The organism is Leifsonia sp. SIMBA_070 (assembly GCF_046534635.1).
Taxonomy (GTDB): domain Bacteria; phylum Actinomycetota; class Actinomycetes; order Actinomycetales; family Microbacteriaceae; genus Leifsonia.
Genome location: NZ_JAWRYK010000002.1, coordinates 59687 through 85089 on the forward strand (window position 1 = coordinate 59687; position 25403 = coordinate 85089).

The window sequence follows — 25403 nt, forward strand, 5'->3', positions numbered from 1 at the left end:
GCGCCCGCAGGCGCGGTGGATCACGCGGCCGGGTCGAGGATCGTCTTCAGCCACCCCTCCTCCCGCCGGTCGAAGCTGCTGTAGGCCTCCAGGGCATCGACCGCCCCGACCTCCTGCGTGATGAAGCCGGTTGGGTCGAACAGCCCGGTCGTCACGAGGTCGATCAGCGGCGGGGTGACCGCGCGGTGGTTGCAGTTGCCCATCCTCACGGTCAGGTTCTTGTTCATCGCCGCGCCGATCGGGTACTGGGTGAGCTGCGGCGAGTAGACGCCGATGATGCCGATCCGGCCGGCCTTCGCCACCGACTCGACCGCCCACTGCGAGACGAGGGTGGGCGCGTCGCCCGGCACCCACTGGTCTCCCTGCACGTTCGTCTCGGGCGCCACCTGCTGTCGCGCCTGGTCGAACGCGTCTGCCTGCTGCGCGGCCTCCTCGGCCGCTGGTCCGCTCTTCGGCCGCTGGGCGTCGACCCCGACCGCGTCGATCACCGCGTCGACACCGGCTCCGTGCGTCAGCTCCTGGATGACCTCGACCGGCGACTCGGCGTTGAAGTCGATCACCTCGGCGTTCTGCGCGAGGGACTGGGCGAGCCGGGTCTGGATGCCGTCGACGGAGATCACGCGCTCGGCGCCCTGACGGAATGCGGACGCGATCGCCAGCTGCCCGACGATCCCGGCCCCGAAGACCGCCACCGTGTCTCCCCGCTTGACGCCCGCGAGCTCGGCGCCGAACCAGGAGGTGGGGAAGATGTCGGACAGCAGGATCGCCTGCTCGTCGCTGAGAGCCTCCGTCAACGGGATCAGCGTGTGCTGCGCCCAGGGGATGCGGGCGTACTGCGCCTGCAACCCGTCGATGGCACCGGTCGTCTCGGGCCCGCCGAAGAACGAGGTTCCCGCCGCCGGCCCGTTCGGGTTGGCCAGATCGCATTGCGCACTGTTGCCGGCACGGCACTGGGCGCAGATCCCGCACGAGATGGTGGAGCACACGATCACCCGATCGCCGGGGGAGAAGCCCCGCACTTGGTCGCCCACCTCCTCCACCACGCCGATCGCCTCGTGCCCGAGCACCGTACCGGGCTTCATCCCGGACATCGTGCCGCGGATCAGGTGCAGGTCGGTGCCGCAGATGGCGCTGGTCGTGATGCGCACGATCGCATCCGTCGGCTCCTGGATGGTCGGGTCGGGCACGTCATCGAGCCGGATGTCGCCGACTCCGTGCCACACGATCGCCTTCATGAATGTCTCCTCCCGGTCATTGCCTCAGACTGCCGCGACGGTACGCGGCGGGGGTGGGGGAACCGGAACCGGTTGAAAACTGGAAGGAGAGGCGTACCTGTGGAGAGGTACTGGCACCGACCGCAGCGGAAGGAGTACCACAGAATCATGCCCGCCTCACAGGAGCTCCCCTCCACTCTGGAGCGCTCGGAGAAGCACGCGCAGGCCCTCTGGTCGAAAGCCCACGACTCGGCGGTGAAGGAGTACGGCGAGGGCGAGCGCGCCCACCGCACGGCCTTCGCCGCACTCAAGAACGAGTACGAGAAGATCGGCGACCACTGGGAGCGCAAGGACGAGAACGGCCCGTCCGACGCCAAGGCGAAGGGCGGCCGCGACACCAAGGCGAAGACCCAGGAGGGCGTCGACGCCAACGCCTCCAAATCGCACCTGCTCGACGTGGCGAAGCGCTTGGACATCTCCGGCCGCACCCGCATGAACAAGGACGAGCTGGTGGACGAGATCAAGAAGGCGAACCGTCGCGAGACGGCGGCGAAGCGGAAGAAGGACTGACCCATGGGCGACGTGCTGGCATTCATCGGCTGCTTCCTCCTCCTGCTGGTGGGGATGTTCCTGCTGGGGATCGCCAGCACGCTCACCGGATGGCAGGGGCTCACGTTCTTCGGGGGGATCGTCTGCATCGCCCTGTCGTTCGGGATCCCGGTCGGGGTGCTCGGCCACACCGACTGACACGTCTCCCGCTCCTGCCACGGGCCGCACGCACGTTCGCCGGCTCCCGTCAATACCTTCCGGCCGCCGTTTCCCGCCCGCTAGCGTGAGACCATGGCCGAGCTCACCCGGCTGCACAGCCGGACGACCGACCCGGCTGAGGCAGATGCTCTTCTTGCCGCCACCGGCGGCCGTTTCGCGTTCGCCTCAGAGCCGGACGCCGGCTTCGTGTTCGAGGTGGAGCAGGCCACGGAATCGGCCTTCTCGGTCGCCCACTACTCCATCGGCGGCGAATGGGAGACGTCCGGAGACTTCGACGATCTGGTGATCGTCAACGTGACCGAAGGGTCATACCGCTGGGAGATCGACGGGCAGCGTGGGAACGCCACGGGGGAGCCGTTCCTTATCCGGCCGGGGCACGACTTCACCTGCCAGTCCGAGGGCAGCGACATGGTGAGCATCTTCCTCGCGCCCGAGATTCTCCGCGATGTGGCTCGGACCACCTTCGGCGACGACGACCTCTCGGTGGTGTTCGAGCGCCCTCAGGCGGTCAGCCCCCGGCACTCGGAGTACATGCTGAACGCCGCCACAGTCGCCGCCGAGTATATGGAGTCTGGAACGTTCCGGCATCCTCTGGTGCGCGCCAGCCTCTTCCACACCCTCGCCGTCGCCGCCCTCGAGTGCTTCCCGCTGAACAGGGACACCCGCGAGCGCGACCTGTCCGCCGCCGATGAGCTCGCTCGCTACCGCCTGGCTGTGCGGTTCATCGAGGATCATGCGTCCCTGCCCATCACCCTCGGCGACGTGGCCGAGGCGTCCGGCGCGACGCTCGCCCAGCTCCACGCCGCCTTCCACCGGCACGCGGGCACCAGCGTCCGCGGCTACCTCACCCGGGTGCGACTGTCGGCGGCGCACACCGACCTCCTCGTCTCGGACCCGGCCTCCACCGACCTCGCCGACCTCGCCGCGCGCTGGGGCTTCGCCGACGCCGACCGCTTCACCCGCCGCTACCGCGACGCGTACGGCGACTCCCCCGACTCCGTGCTCGCAGGCTGAGCGGCGGGCTGACAAGGCCTCCCGTCCGCGCGCTCTGCGGTGTACGTACTGAGGCATGGACCACAACGAAGCCCCTGTCCTCGACGCGCTCGCCGACTACCACCGGCTCGACCGCTACGGGTTCACCCCGCCCGGTCACCGGCAGGGCAAGGGCGCGGACGAACGGGTGAACGCCGTACTCGGCGGGGCCCTCCGGGAGGATGTGCTCGCCACCGCCGGACTCGACGACCGGAAGTCCTCCAACGGCTACCTGTCGAAGGCCGAGGAGCTGATGGCGGACGCCGTGGGCGCCGACCGGGCCTTCTTCTCCACCTGCGGCAGTTCCCTCTCGGTCAAAGCCTGCATCCTCGCCGTCACCCGCGGCGAGGGCGAACTGATCATCGGCCGCGACGCGCACAAGTCCGTCGTCGCCGGGCTCGTCCTCTCCGGGTTGCAGCCCCGCTGGGTGCCCACGCGCTACGACGAGGAGCAGCACATCGCCCACCCGCCGGGGCCGGACGACTACGAGCGGATGTGGGACCGCTACCCCGACGCCTCCGCCGCACTCGTCACCAGCCCGACGCCGTACGGCACCTGCGCCGACATGCAGGCGATCGTGGAGATCTGCCACTCCCGCGGCAAGCCGGTGATCGTCGACGAGGCCTGGGGCGCGCACCTGCCGTTCCACAACGACCTCCCCACCTGGGCCATGGATGCGGGCGCGGACCTCTGCGTGGTCAGCGTCCACAAGATGGGCATCGGGTTCGAGCAGGGGTCGGTCTACCACCTGCAGGGATCGCTGGTCGATCCGGTCAGGCTGGCGCAGTGCGCGGACGTGCTGGCCACCACCAGCTCGAACGTGCTGCTGTACGCCGCGATCGACGGCTGGCGCCGGCAGATGGTGCAGCACGGCACCCAGCTGCTCGGCGATGCGCTCGCGCTCACCGCCCGCACGCGCGACGCCATCGAGCGCATCGACGGTCTGCACGTGCTGAAGGACGAGTTCCTGCACGAGGAGGCCTCGCACGACCTCGACCCGATGCACGTCATCATCGACGTGAGCGGGCTCGGCGTCTCCGGGTATCAGGTGGCCGACTGGCTGCGCGCAGAGCACCGCCTCGACATCGGCATCAACGACCATCGCCGGATCGAGGCGACGATCTCCATCGCGGACGACGAGCAGACCACCGGGCGCCTCCTGGATGCGCTCGGCCAGCTTCCGGAGGCCGCGCAGACGATGCCAGAGCCCTCACCGGTCTCGCTGCCCTCCGGCGAGGAGTTGCAGCCGGTCGTCAAGGCGCTGCCGCGCGACGCCTTCTTCGGCCCGGTCGAGACGGTGCCGGCCGTGGAGGCCGTCGGGCGGATCGCCGCCGAGCAGGTGACGCCCTACCCGCCGGGAATCCCGGCGCTCCTCCCCGGTGAGCTGATCAACCAGGCGGTCGTCGACTACCTGGTGTCCGGGGTGAAGGCGGGGATGGTCATCCCCGATGCGGCAGACCCGAGCCTCGAGACGTTCCGAGTGACTCAGAGCCTGCCGCCCCAGGCGTGACGCTCACTCCTTGTTGAGCTTGTCCTGCACCGTCCCTGCGACCTTCTCGACGGTGTTGGGCAACTCCGTGGTGCCGTAGAACCGCGAGTCCGGGTGCGTGGGCGGCGGCATGGGGACCGTCGTCTGCGGCCCGTCGAGGTAGGCGAACTCGCCCTTGCCGTCCGGGGTCGGGCCGCTCGCCCAGCTCCCCTCTGCGGCGGTCGCGCCGTCGGAGAAGTTGATGTACTGGTAGGCCACGTCGCGGTCCTCCTTGCTGAGCGGGAAGTTGCTGGGCACCGGGAGGTCCTCTGCAGCTTCGGCGCGCAGCTCGGCGGCCGCGGCGATCCACTGGTTCTGGTGCATCGTGTCGCGGGCGAGCAGGAACGAGAGCAGATCCCGCACGCCCGCGTCGTCGGTCATGTGGTATAGCCGCGCGACCTGGAGCCGGCCCTGCATCTCGGCGTTCGCGTTGGCAGTGAAGTCGGCGAGGAGGTTGCCGCTGGCGGTGATGAAACTGCCCTGCCACGGGTTGCCGTTGCTGTCGACCGGGCGGGCGCCCGCGCCGGCGACGATGGCATGCTGCACGTCCGTGCCGCCCACGACCGCAGCGACGACCGGGTCGTCCTGCACGGCATCCTCGGTGATCCCGAGCGGCGACTTCTCCAGCAGCTGCGCGATCATCACGGCGAGCATCTCGACGTGGCCGAACTCCTCCGCTCCGATACCGAACAGCAGGTCGCGGTACTTGCCCGGGATGTGTGCGTTCCAGGCCTGGAAGCCGTACTGCATAGCGACGGTGATCTCGCCGTACTGGCCGCCGAGCACCTCCTGCAGCTTGCGGGCGTAGACGGCGTCCGGCTTGTCCGGCTTGGCGGTGTGCTGCATCTCCTGACGGTGGAAGAACATACGTGCGTCCCCTTTCTGGTGGTTTCCTCCAGGGGTACGCGCGGAACCGACGGGTCCCAGCCGTTGACAGGTCGGCGGCCGCGGCGATTAATGGGCGTCGTGCTGTGGCCGGGCGTGGTGGCTCGCGGGGCGAGTGCGGCCTCCCGTAGCGACTGCTGCTGCGCGCGCAGCCGCACTCGTGACGGGAGGGCGCAGTCGCGTCACGCGGGCTTGCCCTGGTCGCCGGCGCGGGGACGGAGGCCGGGCAGGATCGGGAGCAGCGCGGCGACGACGGAGGCCGCGGTCGCTGCCACGAACGGACCGGCGGGACCGAGGGCGTCGCCGAGCACACCGGCCACCGCCGTGCCGGTCGCGCCTCCGACCAGGCCCGCTGTGTTCAGCCAGCCGAACGCCTCCGGGGTGGACGACTCCGGCAGCGCGCCCGAGACCATCGCGTAGAGCGCGGCGAGGGAGGGCGCGAAGCCGAGACCCGACAGGAAGAGCACCCCGTACAGCAGAGGGATGCCCGGGACGAGCCCTGCCGCGGCGGTCGCCAGCGCGACTCCGCCGAGCACGGCGGAGAGGCCGCGCGGTCCGATGCGGCGGTGGCCGAAGGCGATGCCGCCGATGAGCGAACCGAGGCTCGAGACGGAGATGGCCAGCCCGGCGAGCACTCCCTGGCCGTCGAAGCGGGCGACCAGGGCGATCTCCAGGGCCGCGAAGGAGGCGATCAGCGCGAAGCTCGCCGCCGCCGCCAGCCGCACCGACCGCGTCAGCAGCACGGTGCCCGGCCGGGATTCGCTGCGCGGCAGCCGCACGCCGGCGATGTGCGGTGTGAGCAGGAACCAGACGGTGCCGCCGACGGTCACGGCCGCCGCCAGCACGAGCGGCGCCTGCGTCGACACGGCGCCGCTCAGGAGGGTCGCGACCACGGGGCCGGTGATCCAGATCAGCTCCTGAGCGGAGGTGTCGAGGGCGAACAGCGCGGGCACGGCCCGTCGCGGCACCAGGCGCGGATAGAGCGCCCGCACCACCGGCATCAGCGGAGGGACGGAGGCGCCGATCACCAGCCCGAGCGCGAGCAGGAGCAGCGGCTGCGGCGGACCGAACGCGAGCAGCAGCATCCCGGTCGCATTCAGCAGGGCGGCGGTCAGCACCGGCGGCCGGATGCCGAGCACGCCGACCGACCGGCTCACCAGCGGCATGGCGACGGCCTCGCCGACGCTCACACAGGCGACGACGAGACCCGACAGCGCATACGACCCGGTCGCCTGCCGCACGTGCAGCAGGACGGCCAGCGACAGCATCCCGAGCGGGAAGCGCGCCACCAACTGCGAGACCGTGACCCGCAGGACGCCGGGGACGCGGACGAGCTCCAGGTACGTCCGCACCCCGCTACTTGCCCACGCCGCCGGCGAGACCGCGCACGAAGTAGCGCTGGCACACGAAGAACAGGATCACCATCGGCAGCGCCGCCATCACCATCCCGGCGAAGACGACCGGGTACTGGGTGCCGTTCTTCGACATCATGTCGGCGAGGCCCACCGGGAGCGTCTGGACGCCCGTCCCGCTGGTGAAGATCATCGCGAACAGGTACTCGTTCCAGTTCTGCAGCACGTTCAGCACCATGGTCGTCGCCACGATCGGCATGCTCATCGGCAGGATGATGCGCCAGAACGTCGCGGCGCGGGAGGCGCCGTCGATGGACGCGGCCTCATCCACCTCGCGCGGCAGGTCGAGCATGTACGCGCGCATCAGGAACACGGTGAACGGGATCCGGAACGCCGTGTACAGAATGAGGAGGCCGAAGAAGGTGTCGTACAGGCCCCACGCCTGGAACAGCTTCACCAGAGGGATGAGCGCGACGGTCGGCGCGAGCATCAGCCCGGCGAGCACGACGACGGTGAAGGTGCGGTTCAGCGGGATGTTCACGCGGGTCAGCCCGTAGGCCGCCCAGGCGCTGATCAGCTCGGTGATCAGCGTGGCGATCACGGTCAGCGAGACGCTGGTGAGGACGAAGTCGCCGACACCCTGGTTCCACGCCTTGCCGAAGTTCTGCCACAGCCACTGCGTCGGCAGCGCGAACGGGTTGCCGAACAGCTCGGCGTTCGTCTTCAGGGCGTTGGTCACCATCCACAGCAACGGATAGAGGACGAGGACGGCCAGGGCGACGAGCAGCGCCCAGACGAGGGCGGCGCGGACTCCGCGTCCGAGACGGGCGAGGGCTACCATTCCACTCTCCTCTTGCGCGAGTAGGCGAGCTGCGCCGCGGCGAGCAGCAGCGTGATGACGAAGATGGCGACGCCGATGGCCGCCGCGGACCCGAAGTCGTTGGTCACGAAACCGGCGTGGTACAGCCAGGTGCCCAGCACCTGGCTCGAATTGTTGGGGCCGCCGCTCGTCATCACCATGACCTCGTTGAACACCTGGAAGGCGCCCGAGATCGTGACGATCATCATCAGACCGGTCATCTCGCGGACCAGCGGGAGCGACACCTGGAAGAACCTCCGGATCGGGCCGACCCCATCCAGGTTCGCCGCCTCGTACAGCTCCTGCGGGATGCGCTGCAGCGCCACCGAGAACAGCAGCACGCTGTAGCCGAAGCCCTGCCACTGGCTCATCGCGATGATCGCGAAGATCGCGGTGCCCTCGTGGCCCAGCCAGGCCTGCGAGAACTGGCCCAGCCCGACATTGTCGAGGAACACGTTCAGCATGCCGGTCTGCGGCTGGTAGATGAAGTAGAACAGGAGGCCGGCGACGGTCAGCGAGATCGCCGACGGAATGAAGTAGATCGCGCGGAACGCCTTGCGCCAGCGGTCGCTGCGCACGCTCTCCACGATCGCGGCGAGAACGAGGGCTCCGAAGACCTGGAACACGATCGAGAGTGCGGCGTACCAGGTGTTGTTGCCGAGGGCGCGCCAGAAGATCGGGTCCTGCGCGAGCTGGGTGTAGTTGTCCACGCCGACGAACGTCTGCTCGCCCGAGTAGATGTTCCACTTCAGGAAGCTGAAGACGATGTTCTGGATCAGCGGCCAGTAGACGAAGACCGCCAGGACGGCCAGCGCGGGGATGAGCCAGACCACTCCGCGCCACCGTGCGGAGCCGCGGCTCGCGGACCGCGGGGATGCGCCCCCGGGCGTGGGGGCCGTGCGGCCACGGCCCGGCCTCGTGCTGGGGACGGACCGCGGCCACGCGGTGGCCTGAGGGGCCTGGGTGGTGGTCATTTCGCCTTCTCGGACGCCTGTCGTACGGCCTTCAGAGCGGCCTCGGGGGTGAGGCTGCCGGAGACGAGGCCCTCCGAGACGGAGACCCACGCGTCGCCGACGGCCGGCACGTTGGCCATGTCGAGCCAGACGACGGTGGACTTCGCGTCGTTCACGAGCTTCGTGCCCTCGGCGACAGCTGGGGTGGCGATCTGGTCGGTCACCACATCCTTCACGGCGCTCGGCTGCCCGTACGGCGGCGAGGAGAGCGTGGTCGCGTTCTTCTTGTTCATCACGAACTTCATGAAGTCGAGCGCGAGGGCCGCGTTCTTGCTCTTCTTGTTGATCATGTAGCCCTCCGGGGCGGCCTCCAGCGTCGACGTGTCGCCCTTCGCGCCGTCGGCGGCGGGCAGCGGGAAGATGCCGAAGCCGTCCTTGGCCAGCTGGCTGTCCTTGGTGTTCACCGAGTCGAACTCGATGAGTTCCTGGTAGTACATCGCTGCCTTGCCGGTCGCCTGCTGCTGCTGGGCAGTGGTGTACGTGACGCCGTTGGAGTTGGAGGCGTCGCCGGTGCACTGCGTCACCAGCTGCTGGAACTGCTTCATGCCCTTCAGGTAGCCGTCGTCGGTGTACGTCGCGGTCTTCGGGAGCAGATCGGCCTGGAGGGTCTTCTGCGGCACGTCGTACGCGAACAGCTGCCCGAGGTAGTGGAGGCCCGGCCAGCCGTCCTTGTTGCCGAAGGCGATGGGGACGTAGCCGGCGGTCTTGATCGTGGAGCAGTCCGAGATCAGCTCGTCCAGCGTCTTCGGGACGTCGAGGCCGAGGTCCGCGAAGATCTTCTTGTTGTAGCCCATGAACTTGCCGTCGACGTACTGCGGGATTCCGTAGTACTTGCCGTCGTACTTGAAGGCGTTCAGGGAGCCCTCGCCGAAGGTGTCGCCCCAGGTGGTGCCCGGCTTGATCACCGAGCTGAGGTCGACGGCCAGGCCGTTGGCTGCGAAGTTCTCGCCCCAGTTGCCGGCGTAGCTGAAGTAGATGTCGGGGAGGGACTGCGACCCGATCAGGACCTTCTCCTTGTCCTTGATCGCGTTGTCGTCGGTCTCCTGCGCGAGCGTGATCTTCACGCCAGGGTGGAGCTTCTGGTAGTCCTTCACCAGGCCCTCGAAGTACGAGCCGAGCGGATCGCCCGCGGCGGCGGTGAGGATGCTGATGCTGCCGTTGTAGTCCGGCTTCGCGGTGATGTCGGCGGAGGCTCCCCCGCCGGACGAGCATGCGGTCAGAGCAAGCGCCATGACGCCCGCTGCCGCTGCCGTGATGGCCTTGGTCTTCTTCACGCTCATCTCCCGTCGTGCGGGTCGTGCGGTCGGGGTGTCCGCTGACCCGTCTTTGGATCGGTCCTGGTCGCTCCTGCGGCCGGTTGCGATGACTATACGTGATTTTGGTACCGGTATCAACACTGTCCAATTGCTCCCGTTCGCGGCGTACCCCTCCCACCTGCCCTCCCCCTTCCTCGTCGAGGTGCACCTTGATGCGCACTTGCACGGCGTGTCGGCCGCAACAAGGTGCACCTCGAGAAGGCCTGCGTTCGCCGAGTGGTGAGTCGATGCTCCTATTTCCGGCGAGTGGTGACTGGATGTCGCTACTCGCGGGAACGGAGGTGAGGGGGCGGAGCGGGGGCGGGTCAGCGGGCGCGGGGCGGGGCGACGGAGTCGCGCTCGATGAAGTCGGCCTCCAGGACGTGGGTGGCGACGGGGGCGTCGCTGCCGGCGACGCGGGCGAGCAGGCATTCGGCCGTCAGCTCGCCGAGCTGGTGCATCGGCTGCGCGACGACGGACATAGGCGGCGTCATCACGCTCGCCCACGAGCTGTCGTCGAACCCGATGAGGGAGACGTCGTCCGGGCAGCGGAGGCCGCGCTGCCGCATCGCGCGCAGCGAGCCGGTGAGCGCGTCGGTCTCGGTGGCGAAGATCGCGGTGGGCGGGTCGCTGAGAGACAGCATCCCGAGCACCGCCCGCGTCGCCTGCGACTCGTTCTTGAGCACGTGTGTGACCAGCGACGTGTCGAAGGGGATCCCGGCGAGCTCCAGCGCGTCCAGGTAGCCGAGCAGGCGCTCGCCGTCCGACCAGAGGGCGTGGTCGAGGATGCGGCGCAGGTCGTCCGCGTCGGCCGCCGGCTCGTTGGTCACCGGCCCCCAGACGAACCCGATCCGCCGGTGGCCCTTGTCGATCAGCGACAGGACGGCCTGCCGCGACGACTCCCGGTTGTTGATCACGACCGCGTCCGCATCCACCGTGTCGACCAGGCGGTCGAGCAGCACCAGCGGGATCTCCCGCTTGGCGACGATGTCGAGGTGCGGGAGGTGCGCGGTGCGCCCCGCGGCCGGCGCGAGGGCGATGCCGTCGACCTGCTTGTCGACGAGCACCTCGATCGCCGCCTCCTCCAGACGCAGGTCCTCGTCCGTGCTCAGCACCAGCACGTCGTAGTCGGCCTTCCGGGCGGCGTCGGTGATGCCGCGGAGCACGCCCGCGAAGAACGGGTTGCCGACGTCGGCGAGCACGACGCCGAGCGTCCGCGTCTCGCCCGTCGTCATGCTGCGCGCGATCGTGTTCGGCCGGTAGCCGAGCTCCTTGGCGACGGCGAGGATGCGATCCCGCGTCTTGGGGCTGACCGAACCGTAGCCGCCGAGGGTGCGGGCGACCGTCGCGCGACCGACACCGGCCGCCGCCGCGACCTCGGAGATCGAGGGAGCGCGGTGATCCCGTTCCGTGGACATCGCCACCCCTTCCTGATCCGGGGCGGCCTGCGCCCTATCCCGCGTCGCCTGCCCTGACCGGCGGGAGCGAGCCGACCGTCCGCGCCGTCTCGTCGACCGAGCGGCCGTGACCGAACGCACCGTCGACCGTGCACTGCTTCGCGGCGAACTGCGCCGCGCGCCGCATCGACCGGTGCAACGCTGCGCCGCCCGCCCGCGCATTCCTGCGCCAGCCGGACCGGAGCAATTCAACCACGAACGCGCTCACGTACGCGTCGCCGCAGCCCATCGTGTCGACGAACGGACCGGGCACCGGCGCCGCGTCCGAGTAGTAGTAGGCGTCGCCGTCGAACAGCACCGCGCCTCCCTCACCCAGCGTGCCGAGCACCAGGGAGGGGCCATGCGAGGCGATCCGCCGCAGCTCCGCCCAGGTGTCCGTGCGCGACGACTCCCCCAGGGAGACGAGGGCCAGATCGATCCAGGGGCCGACCCGGTCGAGGTACTCGGACGTGCGGAACTCCGGCTCGGACGAGAAGTCGTACGACCGCAGGCTCCGCGTCGCGGCCAGTTTCGGCAGCTCCGGGATGACGCCCGAGTACGCGCTCGAGTGGATGAGCGAGAAGCCGGACGCGTAGCGCACGTCCTCCTCGCCCAGCTTCACCGGGTCACTGAGCGTGACGCCTCCCTCGTTCCAGCCGAGGAAGCGGCGCTCGCCGTCGACCGTCTCGATCTCGGTCACCCCGTTGGGGCCCTGGCGCACCGAGGACCGCGAGGTGTCGACCCCGCAGTCCTCGATGGCCTGTCGCACGAAGCGCCCCCGCTCATCGTCGCCGAAGACCCCCAGGTAGGCGGCCTCCGCGCCGAGCTGCCGGGCGAACACCGCCACGTTGACGGCGTTCCCTCCCGGGTACTCGACGCCGCGGTCGACGAACCGGTCGACGATGTTGTCCCCGAGACCGAGGACGCGCACCGTGCTCATCGGTGGCCGCTCAGTACGCCACGACGCGGTAGTAGCGGCGCAGGTCGAGGGAGTGGTCGCGCACCTGGGCGAGGTGCTTGCTGAAACGGTCGACGACGGCATCCACGACGATCGGGGCCAGGAGGCCGCGGAACTCGTCGCTCACGCCCGGGAGGACGTAGTCCTTGGTGTCGATGACGGTCACGTCGTCGCTGTACTCCTTCGAGAAGGAGATGACGCGGTCGGTGAGAGGCCGGGTCTCGTCCTCGCCGGCGAACACGATGATGCTGGTGTCCTTCTCGATGAGTTCGAGCGAGCCGTGGAAGAACTCCGCCGCGTGGACGCGCGTCGTCTTCAGCCACTGCATCTCCTCGAGGATGCACATCGAGTACAGGTAGGTGAAGCCCCACAGCTGACCGGATCCGGTCAGGAAGTGGTAGTCGTTGTCGGCGTGCTTCTTCGCGAAGGCTTCGCCGATCGGGTCCGCCTGCTCGGTGACCGCGATCAGGGCCTCCGGAATCGCCTCCAGGTCTTTGACCAGGCGGTCGTAGCCGTCGAACTCGCCGCGCAGAGACAGGAACTTGGCCGCGAAGGTGAGGAACTGCACGTCGAACGGCCACGCCTTGGGGGCGGACAACAGCACCTCGTCGACCGCGTTCGCGATCGGGCTATCGGCCTGGCCGGTGAAGCCGACCGTGAGGGCGCCCTTCTCGCGGGCGAACTCGACGCAGTCGACGATGTCCTCGGTGGTGCCGGAGACGGAGGCGAAGATCGCGACCGAGTCGGGGCCGAACTGCGGGTCAGGAGCGAGGATGAACTCCTTGCCGATGACGGCGCGCACCGGGAACGCGGAGTGCGTCTGGAAGAAGCGCTCGTACGGAAGCGCGGCGGCGTAGGTGCCGCCTGCACCGATGAAGTAGATGTTCTTCCAGCGGCCGGCGCTGACGCGCTCTGCCAGCTCTTCGATCTGCGGCCGAAGCGCGACGGTGCTCCGAACCTGCTCCAGGAATTCCTCTTCATTGAAGCCCAGCATGTGTCTCCCTCCACCGATCCACTTTTTGGTACCGGTATCAACTCGTCTCAATGCTGGCACACCCCCGCCCGCCACGCAACCTCCGCCCCCCTCCGGCCCTCCTCCCCTCCGGTCCCGTCCCGTCCCGTCCCGTCCCGTCCCGTCCCATCCCGTCCCATCCCATCCCGTCCCATCCCGTCCCGTTCCCCTCTTGGCATCGAGTGGTGAGTCGATGTCCCTATTGCGAGCGAGTGGTGACTAGATGTCACTACTCGGCGATCGGAGGGACGGAGCCCCCTCCCATCCCGTCCCATCCCATCCCGCTCCCCTCTTGGCATCGAGAGGTGAGTCGATGTCCCTATTGCGAGCGAGTGGTGACTAGATGTCACTACTCGGCGACCGGAGGGACGGGAGGGACGGGAGGGACGGGACGGAGCGCGGAGGGACGGAGCGCGGAGGGACGGAGCGCGGGAGGGACGGGAGCCATTACGCCTGGATGCGGGACGGTGCAGCCCCCTGGACGCGCGCGCGAGGGGTGGTTGCGTGGCGGTATGCCAGAGAACCAGTTCACTTTCGACAACCCCGCCGACCGGTACCCGGTCATCCACCCCGACGAGACGCAGGTTCCCGAGCCCGGACTGGAGAGCGACCTGCAGCCCGACGCGGACCTCGGCGAGGACAGCTACGTCGGCACCGGCCGCCTCACCGGCCGGAAAGCGATCGTGACCGGCGGCGACTCGGGGATCGGCGCAGCCACCGCGATCGCGTTCGCCCGCGAGGGCGCCGACGTGGCGATCGTCTACCTGCCAGAGGAGGAGGAGGACGCCCAGCGCATCGCCGGCCTGATCCGGGATGCCGGACGCACCGCCGTCACCATCCCCGGCGACCTGAAGGAGCGCGCGTTCAGCGACGAGGTCGTGCAGCGCGCCCTGGACGAGCTGGGCGGGATCGACATCCTCGTCAACAACGCCGGCAAGCAGATCGCCATGGAGAGCCTCACCGACATCCCGGACGATCAGTTCGACCACACGATGAAGACGAACGTCTACGCGATGTTCTGGCTGACCCGGGCGGCCCTCCCTCACCTTCCGGTGGGCGCGACGATCATCAACACCACGTCCATCCAGGCGTACCAGCCGAGCGAGACGCTGGTCGACTACGCGACGACGAAGGCCGCGATCAACGCGTTCACGAAGGCGCTGGCGCAGCAGCTCGCCCCGAAGGGGATCCGCGTGAACGCGGTCGCGCCCGGCCCGATCTGGACACCGTTGCAGGTGAGCAAGGGCCAGCCGCCGGAGGCGATCCCGGAGTTCGGCCAGCAGACCCCGCTCGGCCGCCCCGGCCAGCCTGCGGAGCTCGCCCCGGCGTACGTCTTCCTGGCGTCCCCCGAGTCGAGCTACGTCATCGGCGAGACGCTCTCCGTCACGGGCGGCATGCCGACCCCGTGACCGTGGCTCCGGGCCGATCGCTCCTGGTCCCGGCACCCCGCGGCGTCCGACCGCCCGCGGCGCGCCGGGATCAGGCGCTCACGCCCAGGGCAGCCGCAGGAGGTCGCATCCGCTTCCGCTGACGATCGCCAGGTGCGTGGCGGTGGCGATCCCACGGAGCATGCCGGACCGCTGGTGAGGGACGGCCGCCGGCACACCCTCCACGAGGGTGCAGGCGAGTGCCCGGGGACGCGCGTCGTCCTCGATGACCGGCGTGGCGGCTCTCGGCGCTGCGCTCGGCGCTGCGCTCGGCGAAAAGTCCGGGGCAGGCCGCCCCAACCGTCCGCTCAGCAGCGGCCAGCCGAGAACCAGGAGCGCGACGACCGCCGCGAGTGGATTTCCCGGCAGCGAGAGCACGTGCCGCCCGTCGGGCAGCCGTGCGAGCAGCACGGATCCGCCCGGGCGTAGGTCCATCCCGTCGACCAGGACGTCGGCTCCGATCCGCTGCAGCGCCTCCCGCAGCGGATCCGCCGAGCCGTGCGCGGTTCCGCCGGACGTGATCACCGTCTCGGTGCGGGCGCGCCCGATGGCTGCCGCCACCTCCCCGGGCCGGTCGAGGGCCCATGCCGTGGTGGCGCAGCGGGCCCCGAGGGAGGCCAGCAGCGACGGCATCATCGGGGACAGGCTGTCGGTGATCCGGCCGGGGAGTGGGTCGGGCCCGGCGAGCTCGTCGCCGATCGCCACGAACGTGACCAGCGGAGGCGACGAGACATCGACCTCCCGCACTCCGGCCGCGCTGAGCAGCCCGAGCGCGGGTGGCGACAGTACGGCGCCCGCGCGCAGCAGCACGTCGCCGGGTTCCGCCTCCTCGCCCGCACGGCGGATGTCGCGCCCGGCCCGCGGCGGAACCGCCGCCTCGATCACGCTGCCGTCACCGGGTGCGCGCACTGCGTCCTCCGCACGAACCACCGTCAGCGTTCCGGGCGGGACAGGCGCCCCGGTGGCGACCGGCCGGGCCTCGCCCGGGGAGAGCGGCAGCGACGGCGGCATGCTCCCCGCGAGCACGGGCTCGCCCGGCCGCCACGGTCCGTCGCCGGCGACCGCCCAGCCGTCCATCGCGGAGTTGTCGAACGGCGGCAGGGGTTGCGCGCAGCGGACGTCCGCCGCCAGGACCAGGCCGGACGCCCGCCCGACGGGGACCGTGAGCACCCGGGTCGGGACCTCACCGCCGAGCCGGTGGGCCTGGGCGCGAGCGTCGCGCCAGGCGGTCACGACCGCTTCTCGATCGCGGCGTTCAGGGCGGCCAGGGCCTCCGCCAGCGGCTGACCCCGGCCGACGGCCATCCCGGCGATGAAGGTGGTCAGCGGAGCGGCTGGACGCGCGATCCCGTGAGCGGCGTCGCGGGCGAGGTCGAGGACGGCCGCGATGTCCCCGGGCTGGAGGCCGACACCGACGGCCTCCGCTGCTTCGGCCGCCCAGTCGTCGAGTTCAGACGGTTCCATGGATGAGCTCCTCCTCGGGAAGGGATGCGGGGTCGGGTGAGAACACCGTGGCGAGATCGGCCGGGGTGTCGATGTCGGCGGACGCGCGACCGGGCGCCTCATGACGCGCGCTGATCACTCCCAGCAGTGCCGACACCGGCAGGCCATCCACACCGCCGGGCGCGGACCGCAACTCCTCCGACCGGGCTCTCAGCACTGCGAGCGGCGCACGCGCGAGCAGCCACTGCGTGCGCCCGCTCTCGTCCACCAGCACCCCGTCGTCGATCCCCTCGAGCGCCGCGACGGCGGCGACGGGGTCCGCCAGGTCCGCGGGCAGGATGAGCACCGGCGCGTCCGGAGACGACACGGACACCGCATCCAGCCCCGCCACCACGGCGGCGCACGGACCGCCCCAGCGCGGATACTCGGAGACGGTCACGAGACCATCGTCCACGATCTCCGCCGCCGTCACCAGCACGACCTGTCCGAGATCGCGAACGGCGTCCAGCGTCCGCTCCAGCAGCGTCCGCTCGCCGACCCTGTGCTTCAGCTTGTCCGAGCCGAATCGCGAGGACCGGCCGCCGGCCACCACCACGATCGCCGCGGCCCGCGTCACTGCACCGCCCCTGGCGGCCGTTCGCCGAACGCCCAGTTGATGCCCCAGGCCACGACGATCGTGAAGGCGATCGCAGCCGCCATGGACAGGATCCCGAGCGGCGTTGCGATGACGCCGAGGCTGACGATCAACGTCGTGGCGCCGGCGGGTGGATGCTGCAGCTTCAGCGCGTGGAGCACGAACGCGGTGATCGCCACGGACAGCGCTCCGGCGAGGACGTATCCGAGCGAGAGCCCCGCGGACGGAGCGGACGGCTTGCCGTTCATTCCGAACAGGAACAGACAGGCGACGCCGGCGACGATCGCGACGGCGTGCCCGACGGCCGCGTTCATCGGCCTCGACGACGGATGCTCCGGCGCTCCGAAGATGAGCATGACGGTCGGACCCAGGCTCGGGAACAGCCATGGCGAGCTGAGCACCAGCCCGATGGCGCCGGAGGCCGCGAGCACCACGAGGGAGAGGACCGCGGTGTAGGCGGCGGCCCCTGCCGCGCCGGCCCGCTCGGAGACCCGGGAGAGGAGGGAGGGCTTCATCCGTCGCACCTCAGCTCGCGGCGATCAGCGCCTGCGGCGCCGACTGCTTCATCCGGGTCATCAGCCACCTCAACTGCACCGATGTCTCGTGCTCGCACCCGGCGATGATGGTCAGGAGGTCGGCGTCGCGCAACGCCTGCGCGGCCTGCTTCACCATCGTCCAGGTCACATCCGTGAGGCTGGCGAGCAGGTAGAGGTCCTGGAGGTCGCGGAGCAGCCCAAGAGGACCGGAGCGGGCCTCCTCGATCGCGTCCGCCTGCAGCCGCTCCGGCTCGTCGTCGGTCGTGCTCCCACCGTAGCGGTCGATGACCGGGTCGAGCTTCTTCCGGTGGTCGTCGCACTGCTTCGCGAGCGTCAAGCAGAGGAAGTGCACGTCCGGCTCGTCGCCATGCGCGTCGGCGACCTTGCGGAACGAGTCCGCCAGCGTGGACTCCGACTCGGCCAGAAGGGTGAGGTAGACCGGCAGCTTCATGACGTGACTCCTCCCCTGCCGGCGCCGCTTTCTGCGCCGCTGTCGTCCGCACCGGCCAGTCGCTGCACCTGAACGGCGGCCGATTTGAACACCGGCTGCTTGGACACCGGGTCCCACTCCGTCGCCGTCAGCTCGTTCGCTGCGGTCGGATGGCGCTCTTCCGCTCCGGGGGGCGCATCCCAGTACCCGTAGTGGAACGGCGCGAACACGCTCCCGGCCCGCGCCTGTCCCAGCCGCGCGGGGGCGACCAGCCGCCCGCGGCGGGAGACGACCTCCACCAGGTCGCCCTCGGCGATGCCGCGCGCACGGGCATCCTCCTCCGCCAGCTCCACCCACACATGCGGGGCGGCGCCGACGAGCTCCGGGCTCCGTCCGGTCTTCGTGCGCGTGTGGAAGTGGTAGACGCTGCGCCCGGTGGTCAGCTGCAGCGGGTAGTCGCCGTCCGGCGGCTCGTGCGGGCCAGAGTAGGGCGCCGACTTGAGCAGGGCGCGACCGTCCGGTCGGAGTGCCGTGAAGGCCTCCGCGCCCACGGTGGCCCCGGTGAGCAGGTCGTGCCCGTAGCTCTCGCAGTAGGCCGGGTGCGACGGGAAGTCACCGTCGGCGTACAGCCGGTCGGTGCTCGCCGTCTCGCCCTCGCGACGCGGCCAGCGGATGCCGGACTGCCCGCGCAGGTCGTCGTACGAGATGCCGGTGTAGTCGCACGGCCGCCCGCGCGAGCAGTCCTGCCAGGCACGGTAGACGTCCTCCGGGCCCTCCCACTCGACGAGCGGGGAACCGTCCGAGCGCCGGAAGTCCATCCGCTTCGCGTACTCGAGGAAGATGTCGAGGTCGGCGCGCGCCTCCCCGGGCGGCTCGACCGCCTTCTCGGACAGGTGGACGGTGCGGTCGGCATTCGTGAACGTCCCGGTCTTCTCGCCCCAGCCGGCCGCGGGCAGCACCACGTCAGCGAGCTCGGCCGTCTCTGTCAGGTAGAGGTCCTGCACGACCAGGAACAGGTCCGGCTTGGCGAGGATCTCGCGGATGCGCGGCAGTTGCGGCAGCGACACCGCCGGGTTGGTGGCGGAGATCCAGAGGAACGGGATGGACCCCTGCTCGACGTAGCGGAACAACTGCATCGCGTGGGTCGGCGGCGCCCAGTGCGGGATCACCAGCGGGTCGACGCCCCACAGCTCTGCGAGCTGCTTCACGTGCTCCTCGTTCTCCCAGTTGCGGAACCCTGGCAGGTCACCGTCCGCGCCGCACTCGCGGTTGTTCTGCGCGGTGGGCTGCCCGTTCATCTGCAGGATGCCCGCGCCCGGTCGGCCGATCATCCCGCGCAGCAGGTGGAGGTTGTTGACCTGGCACGCCGACGCGGTCGCCTGCGGCGCTTGGTAGAAGCCCTGCAGCACGGTCGAGAGCACGCGCGGCGACTCGGCGAAGATGCGGGCGGCGCGGCGGATGTCGTCGGCGGAGACCCCGCAGACCTCCGCAGCGCGTTCGGGCGCCCACTGCTCGACCTGACCTTTCAGCTCGTCGAGGCCGAGGGTGTGGGCAGCGACGTAGTCGTCGTCGACCCAGCCGTTCTCGAGCAGCTCGCGCTCCAGGCTCATCAGGAGGGCGAGATTGGTCCCGGGGTGGATGGCCAGGTGCAGCTCCGCCTTCTCTGCCGTCGCGGTGCGGCGCGGGTCGACGACCACCAGGCGCGGCGGATTCGGACCGGCGAGGCGATCCAGGACGCGCGACCACGTCACCGTCTGCGTCGCGGCCAGGTTGTGGCCCCAGAGGAACATCGCGTCGCACTCGTCGATGTCCTCGAAGCATCCGGGCTGACCGTCTGCGCCGAAGCTCTCCTTCATGGAGGCCGCGGCGGTGGCGGTGCAGAGGCGGGTGTTGCCGTCCATGTGCGGGGTGCCGATGCCGGCCTTGCCGATCACGGCGAGCGTGTAGTACTCCTCGAGGAAGAGCTGCCCAGACGTGTAGAAGCCGTGGCTGAGCGGGCCGACCTCCTCGAGCAACTGCCGGCTGCGGTCCACGATAGCGGCCATCGCCTCGTCCCAGGACGCCGGCACCAGCTCGCCATCGCGGCGGATGAGCGGATGCGTCAGGCGGTCGCGCCCGCGCATCCCCTCCCAGCTGGCGTAGAGGCCCTTCGGCCCGAGCCTGCCGTGGTTGACGGGGTCGTCGGTGCGGCCGCGGATGCCGACCATCCGCCCGTCCTTGACCGCGATGTCGCACCCGCAGCCGTTGCTGCACAGCACGCAGGCGCTCTGCACCCAGCGGTCCACGTCCGCCTCGGTGAGGCCCTCCTGGAGCATCAGATCGGCGCGGTCGGGCCACTGGCCGCCGCGCTCGAACGGGGTGCGGGGACCCCACACGTCCTCGATCCGGGAGCGATCCCCGGCGGACACCGTCGTTGGCTGATCCATGGGGAACACTGTCGGCTCGTGCGGGCGTTGACTCAAGCCCTTGCGCGGTCGCAGGTGTTGGCGTGGGGGGTCTCAGGGGGGCGTGCTCCTGTTTTCAGGAGGTCGGGGGGCTCCCGTTTCAGGAGGTCGGGAGCTCCTGTTTTCAGGAGATTCGGGTTCCTGTTTTCAGGAGATTCGGGTTCCTGTTTTCAGGAGATTCGGGTTCCTGTTTTCAGGAAAATGACCGCCTCCACCCTCCGTGGGTCCTGAATAAAGGGCCCACGAGCACGTGAACGCCGCTTCTTCCTGAGAAAAGGAACCCGAATCTCCTGAAAACAGGAACACGAATCTCCTGAAAACAGGAACGCGAATCTCCTGAGAACAGGACCCACACGACGGCCGGATCTCCTGAGAAAAGGAGCCCGCACCGAGGCGTGCTCAGCCCCGCTCGCCGACCCGCGACCGGTGCTGCGCCCGGATCACCAGTGGCAGCACCACCCAGATCACGAGCAGCAGCACGAACACGCAGCCTGCCGCGATCGCCCCCGCCGGCGGCGCGAGCAGGAAGTCCACGATGAACAGCACGATCCCGGTGAACAGCAGGGAGGCCGCGGCCAGGCAGACGATGAGGATCTTGCTGCCGAGGCCGACGAGTTCCGGTTTCGCCCTCTGGCGGAACAGCAGCCGGTGGAGGGCGACGGGCGCCAGAGCGAGCAGCGTCACGATCACCGCGAGGAACACGAGCACCAGGTACACCGCCACGTCGAACGGCGGGAGTTTCTGGAACCGCTGCTGGAACGGCAGCGTCAGCAGGAATGCGGCGAGGATCTGCGTCCCGGTCTGGAAGACGCGGAACTCCTGCAGCAGCTCGTTCCAGTTGCGGTCCGCGCGCTGCGTCGGTGACTCGTTGCGACCGTCGGTGGGGTCGACGTCCTGTCCTTCGCTCACCAGCTCGTCGCCTCCCGGTCCAACGTCTCCAGGTCGCGCACCAGCGCGTCCAGCGCCGCCTCGACGGTCCGGTTGACGACCTCCTCCGGCTCGCCGTCGAGGTGAAGCTCGGCGACCTCCACCTCCCCGGGACGCCCGTGTGCCAGGTAGACCGTACCGGCCGGCTTGCCCTCCTGCTCTCCCGGGCCGCCGGCGCCGGTGACGGCGGCGACGACGTCGGCGCTCAGCAGGCGCCCCACCCCGTCGGCCATCTGCCGGGCGCACGGCTCGGTGATCACGGGCCCCGGCGTGACGCCGAGCACCTCGAACTTGACGTGCTCGGAGTACGCGACGACGCCCCCGGCGAACCAGGAACCGGCCTGCGGGGAGGCGCCGAGCGCCGAGGCGATGGCGCCGCTGGTGAGCGATTCGGCCACCGCGACGGTGACACCGGCGGACGATGCGAGGTCGGCGACCCGTTCGCCCAGCTCGCTGATGCTCTCCGTCGTCATGCAGGAACCCTACCCGGCGTCGCTGTCGCCCTCGTCGCCTTCGGCCTGCGACGGCTTGTCGACGATCTGCTGCTCCGCCGCGGTGTTCTCGTCGTGGCGGTCGCCCTCTGTCTTGTCAGGGTCGGACATGGTGTCTCCTTCTTCTCGTGGTCGGTACTGCTCGTGGTCGGTACTGCTCGTGGTCGATTCGGCTCGTCGGCTCGGCTCGCCGCCGGTACCTCTACGGGTCGGTGCGGAAGTGCACCGCTTTGTGGCTGCCGTCGCAGAACGGCTTGATCGTCGAGACCCCGCAGCGGCACAGCGCGACCGTGCGGCGGTGCTGCTCGATCGGCGTCCCGTCCGGGGTGGTCAGTTCGACGTGGCCGCGGACCAGCAGCGGCCCGTCGGGGCAGGCGACGATCACCGGCTCCTCGTCGTGGGCACTCATACGGCCACCGCCACCGGCCGGCGCAGCGAACTGCGGCCGGCCTCGAAGCTCTCCAGCATGTGCTGCCCGGCGAGACCATCCACGTAGAGGCAGGCTGCGGCGCCGAAGACGATGTCCGGCAGGAGGTCGGGATGCTGCTCCGCGAGCCCACCCGCGAGGTCGCGGCCGGCGATCTGCTCGTGCACGGCGTCCGCTTCCACGTGCTCGTCGTAGTACCAGGTGACGTCCTCGCCGTGCCCCAGCCTCCTGAACCCGTTGCCGTAGAACCGGTTCGGAATGGACGACGTCATCTCGAACGCCGCCAGATGGCCGGTGATCGCGCCGCGCAGGCTCCGGTTCAGGCCGAACATCGACATCATCGTGAACGAGGCCAGTGTGATCGCAGGCACCTTGTCGACGTAGGCGCCGTACCTGTCGTCCAGGCCGAGCTCCCGCATGGTCTGCGCGAAGATCTCGGCGTGGATGCGCTCCGGCCGCCCTCCTCCGTACTCGTCCGCCTGCACCTCGACCAGCGCCGCCTTCGGCCGGCCGGTCAGGCGCGGGATGGCCCAGGAGTGCGGGTCCGCCTCCTTGCGCGTGTAGATGGAGCGGTGGATGACGAACTCGACGGCCTGCTCCTCGGTCGCCTTCTTCGCCAGGAAACGGGACAGGCTGGGTCCGCCGTCCTCGGACGTGAGGTCGAAGAGGTAGGCGGCGACCGCGTCAGCGTTCGGCTCCGGCAGGTCGCCGACGGGGACGCGCTGGCGCAGCTGCCGCTCGTAGACGCGCTCGATGGTGCGCCGGGCGCGCAGGAGCTCGGGGTTCCACTCCCACTCGTCGTCGGCGTCGACGGTGTCGCCGTAGTGGAGGCCGTACAGCACGAAGAGCGTCAGCTGGAGGTCCTCGTCGGTGAGGAGGTCCGGGCCGGCTTCCAGCGCCTCGGCGGTGAGGCGGGAGAAGCGGTCGAGCTGGGCCGAGGGGCCGGAGGGGTCGGACGGGTCCGTCTGCAGCGCCTCGAGCAGCGCCTCGCTCACCGGCCCCCGCGGGGTGATGCGTGGTGTCATACCCCGAGAGAACCTGCGGAGCGCCCAGTGGTCAAGTGGTTGCCCCTGCGTCGCTTCGGTGCCTCGGATGCTCTCCGGTGCGCCGCCGCAGCTCGCGGAGGGGGGTCGCCGCGCGCAGTAGGCGGCCGTCCGAGTACCGGACCCCGCCGCGTAGACGGGCGCCCAGGGCCAGCCAGACGCACACCGCACGCTCCGCCAGCCACAGCGGCGCCCAGAGGGAGGCCGTCGCCGGGAACAGCCGTCGCCCTCCCGCCCGGCGGCGCCCGGCCTCGGCGAGCGCCACGACTCCCGCCACTCCGAGCAGGAGGCGCCGGGGACGCCGCAGCGACGCGAGTGCCAGCGGGAGGACGGACAGCTCGGCCAGCAGCCGCGCCGGCTGGGCGAAGTCGTCGTAGGCCTGCCGCACCCGTTGCCCGAGGAAGTGCCGGAGGGCGGGCGGACGCCGGGCGACGCCGATGCGATCCGCCGCGATCACCCCTCCCCCGACCGCCTGGACAGTGCGGATGAGCTCCAGGTTCTCGAACAGCACGTCGCCGTCGTACCCTCCGGCGTCGAGCAGCACGCGACGCCGGAGGGCGAGCGTTCCGGGGTAGTCGTGTCCGAGGGCACGGTTCAGGAGGCTGCGCCCGGTGTCCCAGCGGGCGTGCCACGGAGCCGGGGAGAAGACGTTCTGGGGCCGGACCAGGTCGGCCGCGTCCAGCATGCCCACCACGGCCCGGAGCGCGCCCTCGTCGTAGCGCACATCGTCGTCGGCGATCACGACGACCTCGTGCCGCGCGGCGTGGAGCCCGGTCATGACGCCGGCCACCTTGCCGTTCCGGCCGGGGCGCGGGGCTACCGGCAGATGGCGGACCCCCGCCGGGAGGGCGCGGGCGTGCCGCGCGAAGAGCTCGGGCGAGGACCCGTCGACGACGGTGACGTCGATCAGGTCGCGCAGGCCGGTGAGATAGCCGACCAGCTCGTCGAGCCCCGCGTCGTCCGGCCAGCGCAGCGGCAGGACGTACTCCGCGTCCAGCGTCATGCGGCTTCCCGCTCGGCCACACGGAGCCGGTTCACGACCAGTCCGCTCTTCGGCCGGGCGGGGAAGGTGCGCAGGCTGATCCGGAGGTCCTGCTCGGGCACGTCGTAGGAGAGCTCACGGGACAGCAGCCGGGTGCCGACCTCGATCAGGTCGACGGTGACCGGCTCGCCCGGGCAGCGGTGGTCCTCGTGGTAGCGGCCGCCTCCCTGCGGGATCAGCGTGTTGGGCTCGACCACCAGGCCCTCGAAACGCTGGGGGAGGAACCGGTCCGGCTGGTCCCAGATCGCAGGATGGTGGGTTGTCGCGTAGAGGTCGAGCAGCACCCAGTCGTCGCGGCGGACGCGCTCACCCTGCCACATCGCCTCACGGGTCGCCCGTCCGCCGATGACGGGGAAGAAGGGGTAGAACCGGCGCACCTCCTGGGCGAACCAGTGCGCGGCGACGTCGTTCCCGGCAGCCAGGTCGTCGCGCCAGCCGGGATGCCGGTGCAGCGCGAGGGCGGCGAACGTCAGGTAGCGGCCGACGGCGACGGTCGGACGCAGGAGGTTGAGCAGTTCGACCGCGGCGACCTGCGGCGGGAGGGTGGCCATGGCGCCCCGGCTGTCCGGCTCGGTATAGGCCGAGACGACATCGAGCGCCGAGCCGCGCGGTGCTCCCGGGCGTTCGCGCTCCTGGATCACGGTCTCCGCGAGAAGCCGCTCGGCGCGGGCCCGACGTGCGCGGACCGCCCAGTTCTCCGGCCCGACCGTGCCGGCCGCATCCACCATCTGGGCGAGCACCCCGCTACCGCGCAGCTCCGCGGCGACCGGGGAGGGCAGACCTGCCCAGGCGGTCACCGCCCGGGTGAGGACCTCGTGGAAGAAGTCCAGGAGCACGACCTCACGGTCTCCGACGGCGGCGGCGCACCGCCGCAGCTCCTCGCGGAAGGTGAGGACGAGCGCCTCCCCCGACTCCCCGCGCAGCAGCTCGAGGAAGAGGTCCTTGCGACGCCGGTGTGCCTCCCCTTCGAGCGATTGCACGCTGCCGACATCCTGCAGCAGGGTCAGCACCGACCGCGGCATGGCGCCGTCGCGGCGGAACCGGCCTCCCTCGTAGAAGAACCGGGCGGCCTCGGCGCCGCGCATCACCAGCACGGGGCGGCCGAGCAGCCGGGTGCGGAAGTGATCGCGCCCGGCCGCCCGGAAGCCGCGCGTGCCGAACAGGTAGCCGTCGCGCGCGAACCGGAGGGTGCTGTCCCCCATCGTCCC

Annotated in this window: 26 protein-coding genes; 5 read left to right on the forward strand and 21 right to left on the reverse strand. The window is 70.4% G+C overall.

The features are described from left to right. Positions 1–20: 20 nt before the first annotated feature. A complete protein-coding gene (locus tag SB754_RS15950) occupies positions 21–1235 on the reverse strand; it encodes an alcohol dehydrogenase catalytic domain-containing protein (RefSeq protein ID WP_410783395.1) in 1215 nt (404 codons plus the stop codon). A 147-nt stretch (positions 1236–1382) separates the two neighbouring features. Between SB754_RS15950 and SB754_RS15955 the strand changes: the two genes are divergently transcribed. From SB754_RS15955 to SB754_RS15970, 4 genes are all read left to right on the forward strand, one after another. Continuing rightward, positions 1383–1784, forward strand: coding sequence for a ChaB family protein (locus tag SB754_RS15955; protein WP_410783396.1), 402 nt, complete (start codon positions 1383–1385; stop codon positions 1782–1784). Positions 1785–1787: 3 nt separating this feature from the next. Next, complete coding sequence (locus tag SB754_RS15960) at positions 1788–1961, forward strand: hypothetical protein (RefSeq protein ID WP_410783397.1); 174 nt, start codon at positions 1788–1790, stop codon at positions 1959–1961. A 93-nt stretch (positions 1962–2054) separates the two neighbouring features. Next, positions 2055–2996, forward strand: a complete 942-nt coding sequence (locus SB754_RS15965) for a helix-turn-helix transcriptional regulator (protein ID WP_410783398.1) — start codon at positions 2055–2057, stop codon at positions 2994–2996. Positions 2997–3051: 55 nt separating this feature from the next. Further along, positions 3052–4524: an aminotransferase class I/II-fold pyridoxal phosphate-dependent enzyme gene (locus SB754_RS15970; protein WP_410783399.1), complete on the forward strand. Its 1473-nt coding sequence runs from the start codon at positions 3052–3054 to the stop codon at positions 4522–4524. A gap of 3 nt (positions 4525–4527) precedes the next feature. On the opposite strand, the gene SB754_RS15975 is transcribed toward SB754_RS15970, so the two are convergent. The 8 genes from SB754_RS15975 to SB754_RS16010 all read right to left on the reverse strand — a co-directional run bounded on the left by SB754_RS15975 (position 4528) and on the right by SB754_RS16010 (position 13334). Further along, positions 4528–5409, reverse strand: a complete 882-nt coding sequence (locus SB754_RS15975; RefSeq protein WP_410783400.1) for a manganese catalase family protein — start codon at positions 5407–5409, stop codon at positions 4528–4530. A 200-nt stretch (positions 5410–5609) separates the two neighbouring features. Next, the gene (locus tag SB754_RS15980; RefSeq protein WP_410783401.1) at positions 5610–6779 is read right to left on the reverse strand and encodes an MFS transporter; all 1170 of its coding nucleotides are present in this window, start codon (positions 6777–6779) and stop codon (positions 5610–5612) included. Positions 6780–6783: 4 nt separating this feature from the next. Then, a complete protein-coding gene (locus tag SB754_RS15985; protein WP_410783402.1) occupies positions 6784–7620 on the reverse strand; it encodes a carbohydrate ABC transporter permease in 837 nt (278 codons plus the stop codon). Next, positions 7614–8612 carry a carbohydrate ABC transporter permease gene (locus SB754_RS15990; RefSeq protein ID WP_410783403.1) on the reverse strand — a complete coding sequence of 333 codons (999 nt, stop codon included), beginning with the start codon at positions 8610–8612 and terminating at the stop codon, positions 7614–7616. The genes SB754_RS15985 and SB754_RS15990 overlap by 7 nt, the downstream gene beginning before the upstream one ends. Further along, a complete protein-coding gene (locus tag SB754_RS15995; protein ID WP_410783404.1) occupies positions 8609–9931 on the reverse strand; it encodes an ABC transporter substrate-binding protein in 1323 nt (440 codons plus the stop codon). Before SB754_RS15995 ends, SB754_RS15990 begins: the two co-directional genes overlap by 4 nt. Positions 9932–10272: 341 nt before the next feature. Beyond that, positions 10273–11364: a LacI family DNA-binding transcriptional regulator gene (locus SB754_RS16000; protein WP_410783405.1), complete on the reverse strand. Its 1092-nt coding sequence runs from the start codon at positions 11362–11364 to the stop codon at positions 10273–10275. A gap of 34 nt (positions 11365–11398) precedes the next feature. Continuing rightward, positions 11399–12322: a PfkB family carbohydrate kinase gene (locus SB754_RS16005; protein ID WP_410783406.1), complete on the reverse strand. Its 924-nt coding sequence runs from the start codon at positions 12320–12322 to the stop codon at positions 11399–11401. 10 nt (positions 12323–12332) lie between these two features. Beyond that, positions 12333–13334 (reverse strand): SIS domain-containing protein, encoded by a 1002-nt coding sequence (locus SB754_RS16010; protein ID WP_410783407.1) that lies wholly within the window; start codon positions 13332–13334, stop codon positions 12333–12335. A 530-nt stretch (positions 13335–13864) separates the two neighbouring features. On the opposite strand from SB754_RS16010, the gene SB754_RS16015 reads away from it, so the two are divergent. Next, complete coding sequence (locus tag SB754_RS16015) at positions 13865–14761, forward strand: SDR family oxidoreductase (protein ID WP_410783408.1); 897 nt, start codon at positions 13865–13867, stop codon at positions 14759–14761. 78 nt (positions 14762–14839) lie between these two features. Here SB754_RS16015 and SB754_RS16020 read toward each other — a convergent pair whose 3' ends face one another. From SB754_RS16020 to SB754_RS16075, 12 genes are all read right to left on the reverse strand, one after another. Then, the gene (locus SB754_RS16020; RefSeq protein WP_410783409.1) at positions 14840–16012 is read right to left on the reverse strand and encodes a molybdopterin molybdotransferase MoeA; all 1173 of its coding nucleotides are present in this window, start codon (positions 16010–16012) and stop codon (positions 14840–14842) included. Then, positions 16009–16242, reverse strand: a complete 234-nt coding sequence (locus tag SB754_RS16025) for a DUF6457 domain-containing protein (RefSeq protein WP_410783410.1) — start codon at positions 16240–16242, stop codon at positions 16009–16011. The genes SB754_RS16020 and SB754_RS16025 overlap by 4 nt, the downstream gene beginning before the upstream one ends. Next, positions 16229–16837: a molybdenum cofactor guanylyltransferase gene (locus SB754_RS16030; protein ID WP_410783411.1), complete on the reverse strand. Its 609-nt coding sequence runs from the start codon at positions 16835–16837 to the stop codon at positions 16229–16231. Before SB754_RS16030 ends, SB754_RS16025 begins: the two co-directional genes overlap by 14 nt. Further along, on the reverse strand, positions 16834–17370 hold the full coding sequence (locus tag SB754_RS16035; protein WP_410783412.1) for an HPP family protein: 537 nt from the start codon (positions 17368–17370) through the stop codon (positions 16834–16836). The genes SB754_RS16030 and SB754_RS16035 overlap by 4 nt, the downstream gene beginning before the upstream one ends. 10 nt (positions 17371–17380) lie before the next feature. After that, the gene (locus SB754_RS16040) at positions 17381–17842 is read right to left on the reverse strand and encodes a hypothetical protein (RefSeq protein ID WP_410783413.1); all 462 of its coding nucleotides are present in this window, start codon (positions 17840–17842) and stop codon (positions 17381–17383) included. After that, positions 17839–20247 carry a molybdopterin oxidoreductase family protein gene (locus SB754_RS16045; protein ID WP_410783414.1) on the reverse strand — a complete coding sequence of 803 codons (2409 nt, stop codon included), beginning with the start codon at positions 20245–20247 and terminating at the stop codon, positions 17839–17841. Before SB754_RS16045 ends, SB754_RS16040 begins: the two co-directional genes overlap by 4 nt. Before the next feature lie 417 nt (positions 20248–20664). After that, the gene (locus SB754_RS16050) at positions 20665–21174 is read right to left on the reverse strand and encodes a DUF6328 family protein (protein WP_410783415.1); all 510 of its coding nucleotides are present in this window, start codon (positions 21172–21174) and stop codon (positions 20665–20667) included. After that, on the reverse strand, positions 21171–21665 hold the full coding sequence (locus SB754_RS16055) for a CinA family protein (protein WP_410783416.1): 495 nt from the start codon (positions 21663–21665) through the stop codon (positions 21171–21173). Before SB754_RS16055 ends, SB754_RS16050 begins: the two co-directional genes overlap by 4 nt. Positions 21666–21885: 220 nt before the next feature. Beyond that, entirely contained in the window at positions 21886–22092 is a 207-nt protein-coding gene (locus tag SB754_RS16060) for a CDGSH iron-sulfur domain-containing protein (protein ID WP_410783417.1), read from the reverse strand. Continuing rightward, positions 22089–23135, reverse strand: a complete 1047-nt coding sequence (locus tag SB754_RS16065) for an iron-containing redox enzyme family protein (RefSeq protein WP_410783418.1) — start codon at positions 23133–23135, stop codon at positions 22089–22091. Before SB754_RS16065 ends, SB754_RS16060 begins: the two co-directional genes overlap by 4 nt. A 31-nt stretch (positions 23136–23166) precedes the next feature. Continuing rightward, positions 23167–24156 carry a glycosyltransferase gene (locus SB754_RS16070; RefSeq protein ID WP_410783419.1) on the reverse strand — a complete coding sequence of 330 codons (990 nt, stop codon included), beginning with the start codon at positions 24154–24156 and terminating at the stop codon, positions 23167–23169. Beyond that, the gene (locus SB754_RS16075) at positions 24153–25397 is read right to left on the reverse strand and encodes a cytochrome P450 (RefSeq protein WP_410783420.1); all 1245 of its coding nucleotides are present in this window, start codon (positions 25395–25397) and stop codon (positions 24153–24155) included. The genes SB754_RS16070 and SB754_RS16075 overlap by 4 nt, the downstream gene beginning before the upstream one ends. Positions 25398–25403: the final 6 nt, after the last annotated feature.

Bases quoted from the DNA above. Each gene is read 5' to 3' on its own strand.
- SB754_RS15950 (WP_410783395.1), bottom strand. From the start codon at position 1,235: ATGAAGGCGATCGTGTGGCACGGAGTCGGCGACATCCGGCTCGATGAC.
- SB754_RS15955 (WP_410783396.1), top strand. From the start codon at position 1,383: ATGCCCGCCTCACAGGAGCTCCCCTCCACTCTGGAGCGCTCGGAGAAG.
- SB754_RS15960 (WP_410783397.1), top strand. From the start codon at position 1,788: ATGGGCGACGTGCTGGCATTCATCGGCTGCTTCCTCCTCCTGCTGGTG.
- SB754_RS15965 (WP_410783398.1), top strand. From the start codon at position 2,055: ATGGCCGAGCTCACCCGGCTGCACAGCCGGACGACCGACCCGGCTGAG.
- SB754_RS15970 (WP_410783399.1), top strand. From the start codon at position 3,052: ATGGACCACAACGAAGCCCCTGTCCTCGACGCGCTCGCCGACTACCAC.
- SB754_RS15975 (WP_410783400.1), bottom strand. From the start codon at position 5,409: ATGTTCTTCCACCGTCAGGAGATGCAGCACACCGCCAAGCCGGACAAG.
- SB754_RS15985 (WP_410783402.1), bottom strand. From the start codon at position 7,620: ATGGTAGCCCTCGCCCGTCTCGGACGCGGAGTCCGCGCCGCCCTCGTC.
- SB754_RS15990 (WP_410783403.1), bottom strand. From the start codon at position 8,612: ATGACCACCACCCAGGCCCCTCAGGCCACCGCGTGGCCGCGGTCCGTC.
- SB754_RS15995 (WP_410783404.1), bottom strand. From the start codon at position 9,931: ATGAGCGTGAAGAAGACCAAGGCCATCACGGCAGCGGCAGCGGGCGTC.
- SB754_RS16000 (WP_410783405.1), bottom strand. From the start codon at position 11,364: ATGTCCACGGAACGGGATCACCGCGCTCCCTCGATCTCCGAGGTCGCG.
- SB754_RS16005 (WP_410783406.1), bottom strand. From the start codon at position 12,322: ATGAGCACGGTGCGCGTCCTCGGTCTCGGGGACAACATCGTCGACCGG.
- SB754_RS16010 (WP_410783407.1), bottom strand. From the start codon at position 13,334: ATGCTGGGCTTCAATGAAGAGGAATTCCTGGAGCAGGTTCGGAGCACC.
- SB754_RS16015 (WP_410783408.1), top strand. From the start codon at position 13,865: ATGCCAGAGAACCAGTTCACTTTCGACAACCCCGCCGACCGGTACCCG.
- SB754_RS16025 (WP_410783410.1), bottom strand. From the start codon at position 16,242: ATGGAACCGTCTGAACTCGACGACTGGGCGGCCGAAGCAGCGGAGGCC.
- SB754_RS16035 (WP_410783412.1), bottom strand. From the start codon at position 17,370: ATGAAGCCCTCCCTCCTCTCCCGGGTCTCCGAGCGGGCCGGCGCGGCA.
- SB754_RS16040 (WP_410783413.1), bottom strand. From the start codon at position 17,842: ATGAAGCTGCCGGTCTACCTCACCCTTCTGGCCGAGTCGGAGTCCACG.
- SB754_RS16045 (WP_410783414.1), bottom strand. From the start codon at position 20,247: ATGGATCAGCCAACGACGGTGTCCGCCGGGGATCGCTCCCGGATCGAG.
- SB754_RS16055 (WP_410783416.1), bottom strand. From the start codon at position 21,665: ATGACGACGGAGAGCATCAGCGAGCTGGGCGAACGGGTCGCCGACCTC.
- SB754_RS16060 (WP_410783417.1), bottom strand. From the start codon at position 22,092: ATGAGTGCCCACGACGAGGAGCCGGTGATCGTCGCCTGCCCCGACGGG.
- SB754_RS16065 (WP_410783418.1), bottom strand. From the start codon at position 23,135: ATGACACCACGCATCACCCCGCGGGGGCCGGTGAGCGAGGCGCTGCTC.
- SB754_RS16070 (WP_410783419.1), bottom strand. From the start codon at position 24,156: ATGACGCTGGACGCGGAGTACGTCCTGCCGCTGCGCTGGCCGGACGAC.
- SB754_RS16075 (WP_410783420.1), bottom strand. From the start codon at position 25,397: ATGGGGGACAGCACCCTCCGGTTCGCGCGCGACGGCTACCTGTTCGGC.